Here is a 15,869-nt window from a genome sequence, read left to right on the forward strand (position 1 = left end):
TCAACAGAGATGCTGGATGACAGGGCCTCATCGCGAGCAAGCTGAACTGGTCAAGTAATCCCGGACACCGGTTACGGTGTTTATGCCGCTTTTTGCTCCATGGCTATTGGCGACAGATAGTTGTTGTAGCTGTGGAGCCTGGTGCGGTTGTAGTACATGAAGAAGCGCACCATATCGGTTTTGGCTTCCTCGATCTTGCTGTAGCCACTACGAGGCACCCATTCTGATTTCAGCGTGCCGAAAAATCGCTCTGTTGGAGCGTTGTCCCAGCACTGCCCGCGATGGCTCATGCTTTGCAATATGTCACGACGCTTCAGTTCTTCTTGAAACTTGCGGCTGGTGTACTGACAACCCTGATCCGAGTGAAACATCAGCCCCGCAGGGCACGTTCGAACCTCTGCCGCCATGCGTAGCGCCTTGCTGACCAAGTTGGCGTCATTGACCAGCGAAAATGCCCAACCGATGACCCGGCGAGCAAACAAATCGATGACGATGGCCAGATGAACCCAGCGCTCGCCCACCATCAAGCTGGTCACGTCGCCACACCAGACCTGATCGACTGCAGCCGGTTTGAAGTTGCGCTTGAGCCGATTGGGCGCGACAAACGCTTCCACTCCTTTGGATCTGAATGGGTGAGGCTGGCGTTGTTTACTGACAATGTTGGCCTCCCTCATCAGCGCTCGGACAAGGCCTCTTCCAACTGCAATGTTTTGGGACTTCAGGCCCTTGCTGATCATTCTGGAGCCCATGGCTTCGCGGCTTTCGCTGTGCAGTTCAACCACTTTGAGCTTGAGCTCTTCGCGCCTGATCCGCGGTTGGGCTCGCCGCTGAAGCCACTCGTAAAAGCTGCTGCGCTTCACATCGAAAACACGACACACGACAGCTGTCGGGAACGACTCTCTTAGTTCCGCAATCATCGAAAACGATCGGGATCCGACATCAAGAGAGCGGTAGCCTTTTTTAAGATCTCGGCTTCCATTTCCATGCGCTTGATCTTGGCCTTTAGTTCCTGGATCTGGCGCTGATCTTCGGTAATCGCCTTGGTGCCTTTGACTGGCTGCCCCTCGCGCTCCTTGCGAACCTGATCGACCCAACGCCGTAAAGCGGTGGGCCCGATATCCAGCGATGCACAAACGTCTGGAACCGGGCAGTTATCATCAAGCACCATGCTGGCAGCATGCAGCTTGAACTCGCGGGTATAGACCTTTCTTTCGTTCATGGAACCTCCAAGTTGGCGAAATCATATCGCCCTTAAGAGGTGTCCGGAATTATTAGGCCAGTTCAAGCTCGCTCCCACAGGGGGGGGGTTGCGGGTTTATGCAGCTGGTTCGATTTGATCGAGCACGCGATTCGCGGTGATTTCGGCGAGCATTACGCTATTGGAAATACCCAGCAGTGCATTACGGTCACCGCCCTCCAGATGATCCACCAGTTGATGCACCATCACATCCACCGAGGCCAACGTCTCGACGAGATAGACCACCAGGGTTTCGGTCGTAGCGTCAGGGTCGACGGTAAACAGCGTGCTGATTGTTCGAGGGGTGGCTTTGATGTCAGCGGTCGAGGGGAAGTGGTAAGCGAGGGCACGTTCGGCGGCCTCGTTGAGTTTTTTTGAATCGGGTTCGTATGGGGATGCCGGATCGGTGTCCGGCGGGTTTGGCGTTACCTTGAACATTCACGACTCTCCAATATTTTGGAGCCGTCACCGACTTGCGACTAAACGAGAGGTGGCAGCTGTACGCAGGTTAGTCGACCGGGGAGAATCGAAACCGGCGCGCCCAAAGGCGCCCTGCGCACAGCTACCATAAAGTGCAGGTATGAAATGACCTGACTGTCTGGATGCAGATGCGCTTCGATTGACCACGGGCGACTAAACCCGATCACTGATGAGCAGTGACGCGAATCAAGTTACCGAGGGGGTCCAAGGCGCACAAGCCGGCGGATTCTGGCGTACCTGTAGGCAATGACGCAAGGCGGTGTAGCTTTCATCAAGTAACACTGACAGCCGTTAAACAGGCTTCGTTTAACAACCCAAAAACCTGTGGGAGCGAGCTTGCTCGCGATGGGGCCATACCACTCAACATCGATGTTGAATGCAAGACCGCCATCGCGAGCAAGCTCGCTCCCACAGGGGGGCATGTGATGATCAAGATTAGTGCAGGCATAAAAAAACGGGCCTTGGGGACCCGTTGGAAAGTTGGCCTGACGTCCGTGCCAGGCCTGAAATACGTTCAACTGTAGGAGCGAACCTGCTCGCGATGGTCGCCAACGATAACGCTGCAAGCCTGGCACCCCGCGGCGTTCTCCGGTTTATCGCGAGCAGGCTCGCTCCTACAAGGGGTATGCGGTGTTCATGCCTTATGTGGCAGGACTCAGCCCTTGCGGAAATGCGGAATCACCTTCTCGCCAATGTTCTTCAAGGTCTCCAGCTGCGCCCACTGCGGCACGGTGCCCATCTGACAGATGAACAGGATTTCGTCGGCGCCGGCATCGATCAGGCGCTGCACGTAGCCGATGCAATCCTCGACGGTGCCGTAAGCATGGTTCGGGTTCATCATGGCCATGGTCGGGTCGGAGAAGTCGACACTGACTTCTTCAGAGGCGAAGCGCGACTTGATCACGCTCTGGCCATTGCCATCGACGAAGGTGTCGTCCTTCCACTTCTCCGGATCCGGACGCTCGCCACCGCCGTACCAGTAGCCCAACGACTCCATGAAGTAACGCTGGCCACGGATACCGATGCGGCGCGCTTCTGCGTTGTCGTCCAGCACGATGGCCGGGCACAGCGCGGCAATGTGACGGTTAGGGCGGAAGCCCACTTGCTTCTTTTCATCGCGGTTGTCGTAGGCCGTGTGATACACCTCAACCTTCTTGGCGATCTCTTCCGGGCCACCGAAGCCCAGCACCAGCGCGCCCATGCCACGACCGCCGGCATTTTTCAGCGACTCGGTGTTGGTGCACGCCAGGTACATCGGCGGGTGCGGGTCCTGATACGGCTTTGGATGGATCGGACGCTTGGGGATCTGCACGAAGTCGCCGTTGTGCTCGATCTCGTCCTGCACGAACATTTTCGGGATCAGGTACATCATCTCGTCGATCTGCGGCTGCAAGGTCGCCAGATCGTAGCCGAAGGTGCCGGCTTCCTGCTGGGTACCGCCCTTGCCCACGCCAAAGTGCACACGACCCTTGGACAGCAGGTCGAGGGTGGCGATGCGCTCGGCGACTTTTACCGGGTGGTTCATCGCCGGAGGCAGGCAGACCACGCCGTGGCCGATACCGATGCGCTCGGTTTTACCGGCCACGAAAGCCAGCATGGTTTCCGGCGCGGACATGTGCGAGTAGTTGCTCAGCGCCGTGTGTTCCACGCACCAGAAGGTGTCAAAACCCAGCTTGTCGGCCAGCACGGCCTGCTCGACGGTGTCTTCGAAAATCTTGCGGTCGCCTTCGCGGCTGGAGTCCACCGTCTGGGCTTCGTAAATCAGGGAAAATTTCATGGTTGATCCTTGTGCTTATTTGGATGCGCAGTCGGCGCCGTAGACCTTCGCCTTGCCGCCAATGCTCGGGCATCGGCGGGGCGCTCGAATCACGCAAACGGACTAGCCCGATTCATAGAAAAGAGCTGTACGCCAGCGTCAGAGGAAAAAGTCGCTGCTGTCCTGCCCCATGCTGACCCCGCCGAGGTTCCAGGCGTACTTGGCCGGGCTGTTGGCGACGTGGGCGCGACCGGTGTGAATATCACGGAACGCTCGGTTGATCGGATGGCTGCGGAAGATCGTCGAAGCACCGCTGTTGAACATCAGGTCACCAGCGGCCTTGGCGCACTTGTCGGCCACCAGCGCCGAGTCGTAACGCATCTTCACCCGCTCGGGCATGCTCAACGGCTCACCCTTCTGCGCGCGCTCCAGCATCAGGGCGAAGTTGCGATGCAGCACGGTCTTGCACTCATCGACGCAGACCATGGCGTTGGCCAGCGCCGATTGCGCGGCCGGGTCCTGGACCATCTTGCGACCGTCATTGACCCCGACCCGGGCGCGGTTGTGCTCGACAAACTGATCCACCGCGCCTTGCAGGGCACCGATGGCCGAGGACGAAACCGCACGCACGAAAATCTGCCCGAATGGCAGGCGGAACAACGGCGCGGTGTTGACCGCATTGCCCGGACTGTTCTGCATGAAACCGTCGAGGGCGCGATGGGTGCGGTACTCGGGAACGAAGGCGTTCTCCACCAGAATGTCGTGGGAGCCGGTAGCTTCCAGGCCCATGACGTTCCAGTTGTCGAGAATCTGGTAATCGCTGCGCGGCACCAGGAACGTCCGGTAATCCGGCGCCCCGCCCGCCTCTTCCGGCGGCACCAGCGCACCGAGGAACGCCCACTCGCAATGCTTGCTGCCGGAGGAAAAGCCCCAGCGACCGCTCAATTTGAAACCACCCTCGACCCGCTCGACCTTGCCCACCGGCATATAGGAAGAGGAGATCAGCACGCTGGAATCCCTGCCCCAGACATCCTGCGCGGCGCGGTCGTCGAACAGCGCCAGTTGCCAGTTGTGGATCGCCACCACCCCCAGTACCCAGGCCGAGGACATGCAGCCTTCGGCAAGGGTCATCTGTACGTCGAAGAAATCCTTGGGCTCCAGCTCATAGCCTTCCCAACGGGACGGTTGCAGGATGCGAAAGAACCCGGCGTCCTGGAAATCCTTCAGGGTTTCTTCCGGCAACTGGCCTGCTTGCGCGGCATTCAGGGCACGTTCACGCAGGATCGGCACCAACTCGCGGGCACGTTGGCTCAGACGCTGGCGAATCAGGTCTTGGTTGAGCATTTTTATTGTTCTCCTTTGTTCACCCCATCCGCCGGGGCGCGCGTGCAACGGGGCGGATGTAGCGCCCCTACACTGGCATTCAAACAATGCGCAACGCAGGGGACATCCCTCAAACGGACCATGTGGGATTGGGGAACTGGTCTTTGGCGGTGTATCTGGACGGGATGTGTTGCTTGGCAGGCTGCCATCGCGAGCAGGCTCGCTCTCACATTGGGTCTCCGGTTTAACTCGGGACCTATGGCCACTGAAGATCCCTGTGGGAGCGAGCTTGCTCGCGATGGCTTTGTGTCAGGCGATAAGTGTTTTGTGGGTGTACATATCCGTTGCTGCGGTAACGGCCACTCAGGGTTCCGCCCTTACGGCGGGTCACTTGGAAAAGCCCCAAGTAACCAAGGGCTCTTGCCCCTTTCGTTCGGTGCCTCGCTTAGGCTCGGCATGCCCTCGCTCCGGTCCTGCTCCGTGGGCCCGCCGCCATCGGCCATCCATGGCCGGGGGCGGCTAACCCGGCATCCATGCCGGGTTGCCCACTGCGCAGAACCTCCACTCGGCCTCACGAGGGGGCGTACACCGCAGCAGCGCCCGAGGCGGCCTACCGGCCGGCCTGTTTGCTGGATGCGTTCGTCTGTGGGGTACCTCGTCGGCTGGCAGGCCGCTATCGCGAGCAAGCTCGCTCCCACAGGTACTGAGTACTTCTGCAAAATTTCGGTCGGCTGGCAGGCCGCCATCGCGAGCAAGCTGGCTCCCACAGGTACTGAGTACTTCTGCAAAATTTCGGTCGGCTGGCAGGTCGCTATCGCGAGCAAGCTCGCTCCCACAGGTATCGAGTACATCTGCAAGATTTCGGTCGGCTGGCAGGCCGCCATCGCGAGCAAGCTCGCTCCCACAGAAGAGCAGAGCAAAAGCAGAGCATCCCGCACCACCGCGTCGCTTCTCACCACTCATCAGGCCGAGCGTTAGCTCGCCTGCAGCTTTTGATCTTGATCCACCCGCCCCCTCGGCAGGCTGAGTGGAGGTGTTCATCCGGGGATTGGCGCGCAGCGCCGTTCGACGCAGTCGAACACATCGCATGTAGGTGCCAGCGAAGCCAACCGGAGGGCGATGCCCCCGGATGAATGCCGGAGCGAAGGAACCCCGAGCCTTGGCGAGGGGCCGTACGTTCGGGGCGAGACTTTTTGGTTCCTTTTGTGTCGTTTGACAAAAGGGACTCGCCGTAAGGGCGAAACCGCCAGCCGCCGTTACCGCAGAAACGGATATGTACTCAATCAACCAAGAGCCTGGTCGGCCCAGAGGCCGCCAAGGCCTAGTCCCCTCGGACGATGCTCCAGACAAGAGCCAGAGCAAGAATCCATCGCACTCCCCAACCAACAAAAAGGCCCAGTGCGATGAACGACGTCAATCTCAAAGCCGACATGCTCCAGGCCATGCGCCGCCTGGCCAAGTCAGTCACCATTATCAGCACCAGCAACGGCACCGAACGCTTCGCCATGGCCGCCACGGCCGTCGACTCGCTGAGCACCGAGCCACCATCGCTGCTGATCTGCGTCAACAAGACCGCCTCGCCCCACGCCGCACTGGCGACCGGCGCCGACTTCTGCGTCAACATCCTCGGCGTCGAACAACAAGACCTGGCCAACCTGTGCAGCGGCGCGATCAAGGGCGAGGCGCGCTTCGACCGCGGCAACTGGCTGACCAGCCCCGGCGGCATTCCTTACCTGGGTGACGCACAGTCGGCGATCCTCTGCCGCCAGGACGGCCACTTCAGCTACGGCACCCACACCGTTTTCATCGGGCGCATCCTGCAGATCCACACCACCGCCGAAATCACCCCGCTGGTCTACCTCGACGGCAGCTACACCACCACCGCCAAACCCGCACCCTCTCTCGCTGCTGCTGGCTGAGGCCCGAACATGGACAGCCTGAACGGGTTGACGGCGTTGCGAGTGAACAGCGCCGACCAGTTGCCATGGGATGACCGTTGCGACTTGCTGATCGTCGGGTTTGGCGGTGCCGGCGCCTGTGCCGCCATCGAAGCCAGCACTCGCGGCCTGTCAGTGCTCGCACTGGATCGCTTCGAAGGCGGCGGCGCCACGGCGCTCAGTGGTGGCGTGGTGTACGCCGGTGGTGGCACGCCGTATCAGCGTCAAGCCGGCTATGAAGACACCAGCGAAGCCATGTTCAATTACCTGCGTCAGGAAGTCGGCGAAGCCGTCAGCCACGAGACATTGCGCAATTTCTGCGACGGCAGCCGCGAACAACTGGCCTGGCTGGAGCGACAGGGCGCGGCGTTCGAGGCCAGCGTGCCGCCGCATAAAACCTCGTACCCGAGTGACCAGTACTACCTCTATTACTCCGGCAACGAAGCCGTGCCGGCCTATGCCGCCAGCGCCAAACCGGCACCCCGTGGCCACCGCACCAAAGGTCCGGGCATGTCCGGCGCCAGCCTGTTCGCCCCGCTCAAGGCCAGCGCCTTGCGTCATGGTGCACGCCTGCGCAGCCAGTGCGAAGTGCGGCGATTGGTGCTCGACCTCGACGACAAGGTCATCGGCGTCGAAGCCTGGCAGTTGCCTTCCGGCAGTCGCGCAGCCCGACAACATGCGCGGCTGTCGCGCTGGGCCGCCGCCATTCATATGTACGCTCCCGCATTGGCTGACCGCTTGCGCGCCCGTCAGCGTCGCATCGAGCAGACCAGCGCCATTCGGCAATTGATTCGCGCCGAACAGGCGGTGCTATTGAGCAGCGGCGGTTTTATCTTCAATCGCGACCTGGTGCGCCAACACGCGCCGCAGTACCTGGCCGGGTTGCCCCTGGGCGCCACCGGCTGCAATGGCAGCGGCATCGCCCTGGGCCAGAGCGCCGGTGGCAGCGTGGCGCGGATGGACAAGATCAGCGCGTGGCGTTTCATCAATCCGCCACTGGCCTGGGCCCGCGGGCTGATCGTCAATGCCCGCGGACAGCGTTACGCCAACGAAGAAATCTACGGTGCGACCCTCGGCCACGCCATGGTCGAAGAACAAGACGGTCGCGCCATCCTGGTGCTCAACCGTGAGCTGATGCGCGAAGCGTTGCGTCAGGTGGGCCCGGGCAAGGTGTGGAATTTCCAGCGCCTGCCGGTGCTGCTCAATCTGTTGTTCAACGCCAAACGCAGTAGCAGCCTGGCCGGGTTGGCCAAACGCTGCAATCTGCCGCCGGAACTGCTGCGCCAGAGTGTCGAACGCTATTCCCGCGCGGCACGCGGTGAGGTCGCCGACGAGTTCGGCAAATCCGCCGCGATGCTTGCCAACCTCGACCAAGGCCCTTGGTACGCCCTCGACCTGTCCTTCGACAGCAAACTCTTCCCCTGCCCGGTCATCACCCTGGGCGGGCTGAAGGTCTGCGAGGACAGCGGTCGGGTTCTGGACCACGCCGGCCAGCCAATAAACGGTCTCTACAGCGCCGGCCGCAATGCGGTCGGGGTCGCTTCCAACCTGTATGTCTCCGGCCTGTCCCTGGCCGACTGCATTTACTCCGGTCGCCGGGCTGCCGCCCACGTGGCCGACCAATTCGCACTTCAAACCGCACGATCAGGAGAACAACAATGCAACGTGTAGAAGGCAAAGTCTGCATCATCACCGGCGCCGCCAGCGGCATCGGTCGCGAAGACGCCCTGCTGCTGGCCCGCGAAGGCGCCAAAGTAGTACTGACCGACCTCAACGAAGAGGCCGGTCGCCAGGTGGCTGCAGAAATCGGCGCCAACGCGCTGTTCATCCGCCACGACATCGCCAGCGAAAGCGATTGGCAACAGGTGATCAAGACCACCGTCGAACACTTCGGCCGTCTCGACGTACTGGTCAACAACGCCGCGATCCTGGCCCTGGGCAGCATTGAAGACACCACGCTGGAGCTGTGGCAGAAGGTGCAGAAGATCAACGGCGAAGGCTACTTCCTCGGCTGCAAGTACGCGATCCAGGCGATGAAGGAAACCGGCGGCGGGTCGATCATCAACATGTCGTCGGTGGCCGCGTTGGGCGCGATGCCGATGTTCTGCGCTTATTCGGCGTCCAAAGGCGCGGTGGCGGCGATGACCCGTTCGATTGCCCTGCACTGCAAACAGCAGGGTTACCGCATCCGCTGCAACAGCGTGCACCCCGATGGCGTGAACACGCCGATGACCCAGGCCCTGGCCGGTGGTCAGCCGATCCCGCAGGAAGCGCTGGACCAGGACCCGATGAACCGCATGGCCGCGCCACGGGACATTGCCAACGTGGTGCTGTTCCTGGCCACCGACGAGTCGCGATTCGTCAACGGTGCCGAGATTCGCGTCGACAACGCCCAACTGATCAGCAGTCTCTGAGGTCGAGGTGAACATGGGCACGCGACAACAGAACCTGACCCCGGCCGAGCACACGACGGCAAGCGTCTCATTGCAAGTGTGCGCGGTGATAGACGAGACCCTGGATGCGCGCTCGCTGGTGCTGGACGTACCGCCAGCCCTGCGTGAGCGCTTTCGCTACAAACCGGGCCAGTTCCTGAGTTTTCGCGTGCCCTTGGCCGGCAAACTGTTGACCCGCTGCTACTCCATGGCCAGCTCGCCCCTCGCGGACGCGCTGCCCAAGGTCACGGTGAAACGGGTCGACGGTGGTCGGGTGTCGAACTGGATGAACGAAGTGCAGGTCGGCGACTGGCTGGAAGTGCTGCCACCGGCCGGGCATTTCTGCCTGGACCCGCAGGCGGACACCGAAAAGCCCCTGGTCTTGTTCGGGGGCGGCTCGGGCATCACCCCGGTGTTCTCCATTCTCAAATCGGTGCTGCACAGCAGTCGGCGACCGATCAAGTTGATCTACGCCAACCGCGATGAGGCGTCGGTGATTTTCAAGGACGAGCTGTGCCAGTTGATCAAGGCGCATCCTGATCAACTGCACGTGGTGCACGTCCTCGATTCGGTGCAGGGTTTTTTGACGGACCATCAGGTCCGTCATCTGCTGCGCGGATCAGCCGGCGGCGACTACTTCATCTGTGGGCCGGGACCGTTCATGGACACCGTGGAGCGCACGCTGCTGGCAGTGGGCGAAGCGGCCGAGCGGATCCATGTCGAACGCTTCGTCTCGCCGCCGGACCCCGATGAACTGCTGGCCGAAGAGGCCGTGGCACGAGCGGCGGCCATGGATTCACAATGCGAAGCGCTGATCGTCGAGCTCGATGGTCAGCAACACGAAATTGCCTGCAAACCCGGCGACACCCTGCTGCAAAGTTGCAAGGCCGCCGGTCTGGACGTGCCGTCGTCCTGTGAAGAAGGTTTTTGCGGGGCCTGCATGTGCGTGGTCAGAGAAGGTGAAGTCCAGTTGGCGCGCAACGACGTCTTGACCCCGAAGGAACTCGCCGACGGCTGGACACTGGCCTGCCAGAGCCGACCGACCGGTGCCCGGGTACGCCTTAAATTCCCCGACTGAGACCCTCCCCCCCTGTAGGAGCGAGCATGCTCGCGATGGTCGTCAACGATAAAGCAGGGTATCTGAATACCCGCGTTGTCAGGGCATTTTTCGCGAGCATGCTCGCTCCTACAGGAAGGCATGATCAAAGGCGCTCTGTCGCCTTAGTCCCAATGGACGATCACCCAGGCCGGGTCTGCGGTTAGACTCGACCACAGCATTAGCCCACAACAATAAAGAGGTGCAGTTATGGCTCGTTTGCAGAATAAGGTCGCGGTGGTCACCGGCGGCGCTTCGGGTATCGGTCTGGCCTGCGTGCGCCGTTTCTCGGCCGAAGGCGCGCAAGTGATTGGGCTGGACATCGGCAGCGCACCGGCAGACTTTCCCGGCCTGTTCATGACCCTGGACGTGCGCGACGAAGCGCAGGTGCAGCAGGTCATGCAAGAAGTCATCAGCCGCTTCGGGCGCATCGACGTACTGGTCAACGCCGCCGGCGTCGCCGACCAGGGCAGCGTGACCCAGACCACCACCGCCAACTGGCAACGGGTGATGGACATCAACCTGACCGGCAGCATGCTCACCAGCAAATACGCACTGGCGTCGATGGTTGAACAACGCAATGGCTCGATCATCAACGTCGGTTCGATCTTCGGCCTGCAAGGCTGCGACGGCAACGTGGCCTATAACGTGTCCAAGGGCGGCATCAACCAGCTGACCCGCTCGATGGCCATCGACTACGGCTACGCCAACATTCGCGTCAACGGTCTGTGCCCCGGCCTGATCGAAACGCCGATGACCAGCATGGTCCGTGACAATGACGCCTTCCACGCCTTCTTCGCCTCGCAGCACATGCTCAGCCGCTCCGGACAACCGGAAGAAGTGGCCAACGTTGCGCTGTTCCTGGCGTCCGACGAAGCATCCTTTGTCAGCGGCCAGATGATCGCCGTGGACGGTGGTTTCTCCGCCGGTCGCCGTTTCGCCCCGCCCGCCCAGTAATTCGCAATCCGGCCGGGCGCCCTGCCCGGCCTACTCCCTTTTTCGTACTTGTCTTCTAACCGGGGAGGCCCCATGCCGCCTGTCGCCACCGCACTGACCATCGCTCAACTGTTCGCCAACGCGGCCCAGGCCTACGGCGACCGCCCGGCCATCGAGGACGCGGGCCACACCATCAGCTACCGACAACTGGACCAACTGCGCCGCCAGGCTGCCCGCGCACTGCTGGCCCTCGACGTACAGATCGGGGACCGCGTGGCGATCTGGGCGCCGAACGTGTGGGAATGGATCGTTGCGGCTGGCGCCCTGCAGAGTGTCGGTGCAGCCCTGGTGCCGCTCAATACCCGGATGAAGGGCAGCGAGGCCGGCTACATCCTGCGCGAAAGCGGCGCCTGCGTACTGTTTGCCATCGGCGAATTCCTCGGCGCGGACTACCCCGGCATGCTGACGTCGGAAGACCTGCCAGCCCTGCGCCACATCGTCAGCGTGCGTGGTGCCAATTCGGGCACCCTGGCCTGGGAGCGGTTTATGGATCTGGCGGCCGATGTGCCGCAACTGGCCTTGCGCACCCGCGAACAGAGCGTTGGCCCGCAGGCCTTGTCCGACGTGTTGTTCACCTCGGGCACCACTGGTAAACCCAAAGGGGTGATGACCAGCCACGGCCAGAACCTGCGAATCGTGCGGGACTGGAGCGATATCGTCGGTTTGCGCGAAAGCGATCGCTACCTGATCGTCAATCCGTTCTTCCACTCCTTCGGCTACAAGGCCGGCTGGCTGGCAGCGCTGATGCGTGGCTGCACCCTCCTGCCGCAGCAGGTGTTCGACGTGCAGGCCGTGCTCGAATGCGTGCAGCGCGAACGCATCACCGTGTTGCCCGGGCCACCGACGCTGTATCAATCGTTGCTTGCCCATCCGCAACGCAACGAATTCGACCTGAGCTCCTTGCGCGTTGCGGTGACCGGGGCGGCAGCGATTCCGGTGGAGATGATTCACCGCATGCGCGACGAACTGGGCTTTGCCACCATCGTCACCGCGTATGGCCTGACGGAAGTCTGTGGGTTCGCCACGATCTGCCGGTCCGGCGACTCGGCGGAACTGGTCGCCAACACCAGTGGCCGGGCGATGCCGGGGGTGCAAGTGCGCTGTGTCGGCAGCAGCGGTCGCAGCCAGCCGGCCAACACTCCCGGTGAAGTACAGATTCGCGGCTACAACCTGATGCAGGGCTATCTCAACAACCCCGAAGCCAGCCAGGAAATTCTCGACGCCGACGGCTGGCTGCACACCGGCGACATCGGCATGCTCGACGAACAGGGTTACCTGCGCATCACCGACCGCCTCAAGGACATGTTCATCACCGGTGGCTTCAATGTGTACCCGGCGGAGATCGAACAGTGTTTGCTGACCTATCCGGGCGTGGCCCAGGCAGCGGTGATCGGGATTCCCGACGAACGCTTGGGCGAAGTGGCGATGGCGTTTCTGCTGCCTGCTCCAGGTATGGAAATCGAGCAGACCCGATTCCTCGCCTGGTGCCGTGAGCAGATGGCCAACTACAAGGTTCCGCGTCGGGTGCAGGTCCTGCAGAAGATGCCGATCAATGCGGCGGGGAAAGTGACCAAGAATGTGTTGCGCGAGTGGTCATTGCAGCCAGTCGACTAAACACAATCCCTGTAGGAGCGAACCTGCTCGCGATGGTGTGTCAGTCGACATCAATGCAACTGATAGACCATCGCGAGCAAGCTCGCTCCCACAATGTTCGAGGGTGTACACAAATTTCCCACCCGACACAGTTCAACTGTGGGAGCGAGCTTGCTCGCGATGGTGTGTCAGTCGACGTCAATGCAACTGATAGACCATCGCGAGCAGGCTCGCTCCTACAATGTTCGAGGGTGTACACAAATTTCGCGTCCGACACAGCTCAACTGTGGGAGCGAGCTTGCTCGCGATGGTGTGTCAGTCGACGTCAATGCAACTGATGGACCATCGCGAGCAGGCTCGCTCCTACAGGGCTTTGTGTTTTAGTGATCTAAACCACCCGCGCCGGATGCTGCTTACGCGGGTCGCCGAGCATGGCGCGGTGGGACGGCGGCTGGCGGCCTTCGGCTTCACTGATGCCGTAGCCAGGGGCAATTTCGGCGGTGATCAGGGTCTGCCCGGACAACGCCATCAACTGCGGATCATTGAGCAATGCATGGATCACCCGCCCGTTGAATTGCGGGGTTTCGGCGTGGGCCAGGAATGCCTGGTACTGCTCGCCATGCTGTTCGCCGGCAATCTTCGTACGTTCGGTCAGTTGCGGGCCGAGCCACAGCGACAATGCCGCCACGCCCTGCCCTTCGAAATCGATCGCCATGTCCGCCGCCAGCTTGTCGACGCCGGCCTTTTGCGCGCCGTACGCCGGGCCATGCATGTAGCACCCGGCACCGAACGACGAAGTGAAACAAATCAGCCCTTGTGCACTTTTGAGCAACAGCGGCGCGGCGTAGAAGCTGGCGATGTAGGCCGAGCGCAGGCCGACGTCGAGAATGCGCACCAGGTCCAGCGATTTAGCCCAGAACGGCCCTGGTTCGATCAACTGGTCATGGATGAACGCGGCGTTGTTCACCAGCAGATCCAGATGCCCGCACTCATTTTCCACACGGGTAAACAGCGCCTGAACCTGCGCGTCATCGGTGTGATCACAGACCACCGCGATACCGCGCCCACCGGCGTCGGTGATCGCGGCGGCGGTGTCCTCCAGCGAGCCGCGCAAGGCATGCCCGTACAAATTCGACCCGCCCTGCGCCGGGGCGCGACCGGTGACATACACCGTCATGCCCGCCGCCCCAAGGGCCAGGGCAATACCCTGCCCGACTCCGCGACTGGCACCGGTCACTACGGCGATCTGTGGACGCTGGTTGTTCATTCGACACTCCCGAACAAGGTTTTCGCCGAAGCGGTTTCGCTCTGGCGCTTGATGTGATTGGCGGCCAGGTAACCGAAGGTCATGGCCGGGCCGATGGTCGAACCGGCACCCGGATAGGTGCGACCCATCATCGAGGCGGCGCTGTTGCCGATGGCGTACAGGCCGTTGATCGGTTCGCCGTCTTCATGCAACACCCGGGCGTGCACGTCGGTCAGCAGGCCACCCTTGGTGCCGATGTCGCCGGCGTCGATGCGCACGGCGTAGAACGGCCCCTTGAGCAACGGCGCCAGGCACGGATTGGGTTGCACGTTCGGATCGCCGTAGTAGCGATCGAACAGTGATTCGCCCTTGTGGAAATCCTCGTCGACGCCCTGCACGGCCATGCCGTTGAAACGCTGCACGGTGCGCACCAGCCCGCCAGCGTCGACGCCGATTTTCGTCGCCAGTTCTTCCAGGCTCGACGCCTTGTGGAAGTAATCACGCAAATGCTCGGGCAATTGCCAATCGCGCTGGGCATAGCCCGGCAGCAAGGCGCCGCACGGGTATTTGCGGCGGAACTCGGCGTCGAACACCATCCAGCACGGCACGCTCGCGGCACCTTCGCGGTTGTTGGCGTACATCGCGTAAACGATATCGGTATAGGGCGCGGCTTCGTTGACGAAACGCTCCCCCGCCGCGTTGACCATCACACACCCCGGCAAGGTGCGTTCAACGAACAGCGCCCGCTGTTTTTCTTCACCCTTGACGTAAGTGGTAGGCGCCCACCAGCTGTGCTCCATTAACGCGGTCCGAGCACCGATGGCCTGGCCAGCACGAATACCGTCGCCGGTATTGTTGGGTGGTGTGGCACTCCAGTTGGCCCGGGATGGCTGCGGCAGGTACTGCTCGCGCATTTCCTGGTTACGCTCGAAACCACCGGCGGCGATGATCACCCCGTAGCGCGCCTTGACGTTGAGCAACTGACCGTTGCGATTGACCCGTGCCCCGCCGACCCGATCGCCGACCAGCAGCAGCTCTTCGAGTGCACAATTGAGCCACAGCGACTTGCCGCGATCCTGCAACGAACAGCGCAAGGCACCGATCAAGGCATTGCCCAGGGTCAGGAAACGGTCGCGACGGGATAAACGCCGCCCCTCGCGATCACGCCAGTAGCGCCACATCACCCGCAGGGTCAGGCGCAACCAGCCGGGGCCACGGCACAGCAGCACTTGCGCCTCTTTCATGGTCATCGCCATGCGCCCCATCATCAGGGTGCCGGGGGACGGTGTGCGCATACGCAAAAATTCTTCGCCGAGTTCGGCGGCATCGAACGGTTGCGGATCCATCGAACGATAGCCCGGTTTTCCGCCCTCGACTTCCGGGTAGTAATCGGCGTAGCGCGGTTGCGCCTCGAAGCGCACGCGGGTGTGTTTTTCCAGGTACTCGACCATCTCCCGGCCGTGTTCAACATAGGCTTCGATGCGCCCATCGTCGATCTCGCCATGGGTCACGGCGCGGATGTAGGCAATCGCTTCGGCCGCCGAATCACTGCCGCCGATGGCGTTGATCCGGTGATTGTTGGGGATCCAGATGCCGCCGCCGGACACCGCCGAGGTGCCGCCGTACTCGCCGCTCTTTTCGATCAGCAACGCATTCAGGCCCAGGTCGTGGGCGCGCAGCGCTGCGGTCATGCCCCCGGCTCCCGAGCCAATCACCAACACATCACAGCACTCGTCCCATTTGATCCCGGCAGCGTTCATGCGATCACCCTTG

Annotated in this window: 14 protein-coding genes; 7 read left to right on the plus strand and 7 right to left on the minus strand. The window is 61.8% G+C overall.

Translation table 11 applies throughout. The annotated features are described in order from the left end of the window. Positions 1-80: 80 nt before the first annotated feature. From PSJE_RS24020 to PSJE_RS24040, 5 genes are all read right to left on the minus strand, one after another. On the minus strand, positions 81-917 hold the full coding sequence (locus PSJE_RS24020; protein WP_235863926.1) for an IS3 family transposase: 837 nt from the start codon (positions 915-917) through the stop codon (positions 81-83). Then, positions 914-1,219, minus strand: coding sequence for an IS3 family transposase (locus PSJE_RS31745; protein ID WP_008047186.1), 306 nt, complete (start codon positions 1,217-1,219; stop codon positions 914-916). Before PSJE_RS31745 ends, PSJE_RS24020 begins: the two co-directional genes overlap by 4 nt. A 96-nt stretch (positions 1,220-1,315) precedes the next feature. Continuing rightward, positions 1,316-1,675: a DUF6124 family protein gene (locus PSJE_RS24025; RefSeq protein WP_090456730.1), complete on the minus strand. Its 360-nt coding sequence runs from the start codon at positions 1,673-1,675 to the stop codon at positions 1,316-1,318. A gap of 697 nt (positions 1,676-2,372) precedes the next feature. Further along, positions 2,373-3,494 carry an LLM class flavin-dependent oxidoreductase gene (locus PSJE_RS24035; RefSeq protein ID WP_090456732.1) on the minus strand — a complete coding sequence of 374 codons (1,122 nt, stop codon included), beginning with the start codon at positions 3,492-3,494 and terminating at the stop codon, positions 2,373-2,375. Between the two features lie 138 nt (positions 3,495-3,632). Then, positions 3,633-4,817, minus strand: a complete 1,185-nt coding sequence (locus tag PSJE_RS24040; protein ID WP_057714070.1) for an acyl-CoA dehydrogenase family protein — start codon at positions 4,815-4,817, stop codon at positions 3,633-3,635. Between the two features lie 624 nt (positions 4,818-5,441). On the opposite strand from PSJE_RS24040, the gene PSJE_RS31375 reads away from it, so the two are divergent. The 7 genes from PSJE_RS31375 (at position 5,442) to PSJE_RS24075 (ending at position 12,871) form a co-directional block, all read left to right on the plus strand. Next, entirely contained in the window at positions 5,442-5,774 is a 333-nt protein-coding gene (locus PSJE_RS31375; protein WP_159439190.1) for a hypothetical protein, read from the plus strand. Positions 5,775-6,199: 425 nt separating this feature from the next. Continuing rightward, positions 6,200-6,715, plus strand: a complete 516-nt coding sequence (locus PSJE_RS24050; protein ID WP_057714069.1) for a flavin reductase family protein — start codon at positions 6,200-6,202, stop codon at positions 6,713-6,715. Positions 6,716-6,724: 9 nt separating this feature from the next. Beyond that, a complete protein-coding gene (locus tag PSJE_RS24055; protein WP_090456733.1) occupies positions 6,725-8,404 on the plus strand; it encodes an FAD-binding protein in 1,680 nt (559 codons plus the stop codon). Then, complete coding sequence (locus PSJE_RS24060) at positions 8,392-9,147, plus strand: glucose 1-dehydrogenase (protein WP_090456735.1); 756 nt, start codon at positions 8,392-8,394, stop codon at positions 9,145-9,147. Before PSJE_RS24055 ends, PSJE_RS24060 begins: the two co-directional genes overlap by 13 nt. Positions 9,148-9,160: 13 nt before the next feature. Beyond that, positions 9,161-10,243, plus strand: a complete 1,083-nt coding sequence (locus PSJE_RS24065) for a ferredoxin--NADP reductase (RefSeq protein ID WP_090456737.1) — start codon at positions 9,161-9,163, stop codon at positions 10,241-10,243. 228 nt (positions 10,244-10,471) lie between these two features. Then, a complete protein-coding gene (locus tag PSJE_RS24070) occupies positions 10,472-11,218 on the plus strand; it encodes an SDR family NAD(P)-dependent oxidoreductase (RefSeq protein ID WP_090456739.1) in 747 nt (248 codons plus the stop codon). A gap of 72 nt (positions 11,219-11,290) precedes the next feature. After that, a complete protein-coding gene (locus PSJE_RS24075) occupies positions 11,291-12,871 on the plus strand; it encodes a FadD3 family acyl-CoA ligase (RefSeq protein WP_090456741.1) in 1,581 nt (526 codons plus the stop codon). Between the two features lie 367 nt (positions 12,872-13,238). Here the strand turns inward: PSJE_RS24075 and PSJE_RS24080 are convergent, their stop codons facing one another. Then, on the minus strand, positions 13,239-14,117 hold the full coding sequence (locus PSJE_RS24080; RefSeq protein WP_090456743.1) for an SDR family NAD(P)-dependent oxidoreductase: 879 nt from the start codon (positions 14,115-14,117) through the stop codon (positions 13,239-13,241). After that, positions 14,114-15,856 carry an FAD-binding protein gene (locus PSJE_RS24085; protein WP_090456745.1) on the minus strand — a complete coding sequence of 581 codons (1,743 nt, stop codon included), beginning with the start codon at positions 15,854-15,856 and terminating at the stop codon, positions 14,114-14,116. Before PSJE_RS24085 ends, PSJE_RS24080 begins: the two co-directional genes overlap by 4 nt. Positions 15,857-15,869 lie beyond the last annotated feature (13 nt).

Origin of the sequence: Pseudomonas jessenii (assembly GCF_002236115.1) — a bacterium.
In the GTDB taxonomy this organism is placed as follows: domain Bacteria; phylum Pseudomonadota; class Gammaproteobacteria; order Pseudomonadales; family Pseudomonadaceae; genus Aquipseudomonas; species Aquipseudomonas jessenii.